Raw genomic sequence first — 2,920 nt, 5'->3', positions numbered from 1 at the left:
TCCAGCGCTGCCACACGTTCGGCGAAGCCGGGTAACACCTCGTTCAGCGGCGCCAGCATGCCCAGGGCCTGGCTGCCCTGGCCGGGGAACAGGAAGGCCAGCGCCGGTTCGCCCGGCGGCGAAGGATCGAAATACAGGCCGAGCCGGGCATCGGCGATGGCGTGGCCGGGCTGCAGCGCCGCGGCAGCATCGGCCAACAGCCGGCGCAGCGCTTCGGGGTGCGCATCGCGTACCAGCATCACGGCCGCGCAGGTGCCGGTTTCGTCGGCCAGCGAGGCCAGCGAACGGGCACCGCTGGCGACCTCCGCCAGGCGCTGCCGGATCTGCCCGGCGTGTTCGCCGCGGACGCACAGCAGCGCCGGCAGGCGGGACTCCAACCCTCTCATCTACCACTCCCTTTTGATTGAGGGACCTTTGGAAGCGAGACAGCTACTTCGAGGCCTTCCTGGCGCGTACTGCTGTTTACAGGGTAGTCACATGTTCGTCACAAATCTGTCTCACGTCACCCTGATACCTAGGGATGAAACGCGTCAGCCCCCTAGAAAAAAGTGGAATGTGTCATCTACATGACGCATGCGAGAGTGCGACTTCGCACGCCAGCCGTGCATACGGGGTGCTGTATGGCACCCGGGCCAGCGCCAGGCGGACGGCCGGACGACGGCACCAGCGCATGCCCTACAGTCCGGCCGATGCACGACTTTTCCGCCCTGCAGCTGGACACGCCGCGCCTGTTGCTGCGCCCACTCCAGCCCACCGACGCGCCCGCGCTGTTCGCACTTTTTTCCGACCCAGAGGTGATGCGCTACTGGAGCAGCGGCCCATGGACCGAGATGGCGCAGGCGGACGCGATGATCGCCAGCGACCAGCGCCAGCTGGCCGAAGGCAAGGCGATCCGCCTGGGCCTGATCCGGCGCAGCGACGAGGCCATGATCGGCACCTGTTCGCTGTTCAGCCTGGTGCAGGACAGCCGGCGCGCCGAGCTTGGCTATTCGCTCGCGCCTCACGCCTGGCGCCAGGGCTACGTGCAAGAGGCCGTTGGCGCACTGATAGCCTGGGCACTCGGTCCGGCGCTGAACCTGAACCGGCTGGAGGCCGACATCGACCCGCGCAACGTCGCCTCCGGCCGCAGCCTGCTGCGACTGGATTTCCAGTGCGAAGGCCTGCTGCGCGAGCGCTGGTTCGTCGCCGGCGAGGTGTCGGACACGGCCATGTACGGCCTGTTGCAGCGGGAGTGGCTGGCCGCCCGCGCAGCCTCGTGATACGGTCACCCCTCTGTTTTCACTCGAACCAACAGGAGACCACCTTGCAGATCAAGTTCAGCAGCGTGCCGGTGGACGATCAGGACAAGGCCCTGGCGTTCTACACCGAGGTGTTGGGTTTCGAGAAGTGCGCCGACATCCCGATGGGCCCGCAATACCGCTGGCTGACCGTGACGGCGCCGGAAGGCATGGCAGGCGTGGAGCTGGTGCTGGAACCCATGGGCTTCCCGCCGGCCAAGGTCTACCAGCAGGCGCTGTTCGACGCCGGCGTTCCGGCCACCGCCTTCATCACCAGCGATGTGCATGCCGAGAAGGCCAGGCTGGCCGCCAAGAGCGTGCGCTTTCGCGGCGAGCCGGTCAACATGGGGCCCATCATCGCGGTGATGTTCGAGGACACCTGCGGCAACCTGATCCACCTGGTGCAGCCGCTGGTGGCACCGCCAGCGCCCTGACGCATGGGCGCCGCCGAGCTGCAGGCCACCGAGTTTGTCGAGGCCAACGGCACACGGCTGGCCTGCAGCGTGCAAGGGACTGGCCCGGTCGTGCTGTACGCGCATGGCCTGTTCTGCAGCCGCGCGGTGGACAGTCAGCGAGGGCTGGTCGATTTTTCTCCGGTGGCCGAGGCGGGTTGCCGGCTGGTGGCGTACGACGCCCGCGGCCACGGCGACTCGCGCGGCGGCGAACGGGCCGAGGCCTTCCGCTGGTCTTCGCTGGCCGACGACCTGCTGGCCCTGGCCGATCACTTTTCGGCCGGCGCACCGGTCTCTGTCATTGGCCTGTCCATGGGCACCGGCACTGCGCTGCATGCCGCACTGAAGCGGCCCGCGCGCTTTCGCAAGCTGGTGCTGACAGCACCGCCCACCGCCTGGCACACCCGCGCGGCGCAGGTTCAGGTCTACCGGAAGCTCGCGGCCGTGGCCGCCAGCGGCAAGGTGGCGCTGCTGGAAAAAGCAGTGGCCATGGCCCCGGTGGCGCCCATCTTCGCCAACAGCCCACGCTCCTCGCCGCTGGAAGCAGTCGCACTGCCAACGCTGCCATTGGTGCTGGCCGGCGCCAGCGCTTCGGACCTGCCCAGCGAGGCGGTACTGCAGACCCTGCACACCCCCACGCTGATCCTCGGCTGGGCCACCGACCCGGCGCACCCGGTGTCCACCGCCGAAACGCTCGCCGCGCTGCTGCCCAACGCGCAACTGCACGTCGCCCAGCACATCGCGGAGATCGCCACCTGGGGCGATCAGGCCGCGCGCTTCCTGCAAGGCTGAGGCCACGCATGCTGGCCGCCACTGGCCTCCTACACTGCGCCGTCATCACAGGAGGCACACCACCATGCGCTTGCAACCGATCCTGACCCTGCTCACCGCGACCGCGGCAGCCGCCCTCGCCGGCTGCGCCAGCAGCCCGGCACCCACGCCGCCCAACGTGCCCTTGGCACTGCAGCCGCCAGCGGGTCAGGTGCTCTACCTCGAAGCCTTGGCCACCGGCGTGCAGATCTACGACTGCAAAGCCAAGGCCGATGGTGGGGCCGAGTGGGTGTTCAAGGCGCCGGAAGCCACGCTGGCCGACCGCGCAGGACGTGCGCTGGGCAAGCACTATGCGGGGCCGACCTGGGAGGCGCTGGATGGCAGCACGGTGGTGGGCGAGGTCAAGGCCCGCGACCCGGG

The 2,920-nt window shown here is 68.8% G+C and carries 5 protein-coding genes; 4 read left to right on the top strand and 1 reads right to left on the bottom strand.

Going from position 1 to position 2,920, the window contains the following annotated elements; all coding sequences use genetic code 11:
* The coding region (locus tag FKP22_RS26085; protein WP_141290764.1) for a hypothetical protein at positions 1–386 on the bottom strand (386 nt) is incomplete at its 3' end.
* Between the two features lie 303 nt (positions 387–689).
* Here FKP22_RS26085 and FKP22_RS26080 point away from each other — a divergent pair.
* From FKP22_RS26080 to FKP22_RS26065, 4 genes are all read left to right on the top strand, one after another.
* Positions 690–1,259 (top strand): GNAT family N-acetyltransferase, encoded by a 570-nt coding sequence (locus tag FKP22_RS26080; RefSeq protein ID WP_141290762.1) that lies wholly within the window; start codon positions 690–692, stop codon positions 1,257–1,259.
* A 44-nt stretch (positions 1,260–1,303) separates the two neighbouring features.
* Complete coding sequence (locus FKP22_RS26075) at positions 1,304–1,711, top strand: VOC family protein (protein WP_141290760.1); 408 nt, start codon at positions 1,304–1,306, stop codon at positions 1,709–1,711.
* Positions 1,712–1,714: 3 nt separating this feature from the next.
* On the top strand, positions 1,715–2,521 hold the full coding sequence (locus FKP22_RS26070) for an alpha/beta fold hydrolase (RefSeq protein WP_141290758.1): 807 nt from the start codon (positions 1,715–1,717) through the stop codon (positions 2,519–2,521).
* 64 nt (positions 2,522–2,585) lie between these two features.
* On the top strand, positions 2,586–2,920 hold a 335-nt coding region (locus FKP22_RS26065), incomplete at its 3' end, for a DUF3455 domain-containing protein (protein WP_141290756.1).

The sequence above is a fragment of the Ideonella azotifigens genome, from assembly GCF_006519715.1.
Lineage (GTDB): Bacteria > Pseudomonadota > Gammaproteobacteria > Burkholderiales > Burkholderiaceae_C > Ideonella > Ideonella azotifigens.
The sequence above is the reverse complement of the archived record's forward strand: the minus strand, read 5'-3'. Positions and strand labels throughout refer to the sequence as shown.

Coding starts and splice junctions, on each gene's coding strand:
- FKP22_RS26080 (WP_141290762.1), top strand. CDS start 690: ATGCACGACTTTTCCGCCCTGCAGCTGGACACGCCGCGCCTGTTGCTG.
- FKP22_RS26070 (WP_141290758.1), top strand. CDS start 1,715: ATGGGCGCCGCCGAGCTGCAGGCCACCGAGTTTGTCGAGGCCAACGGC.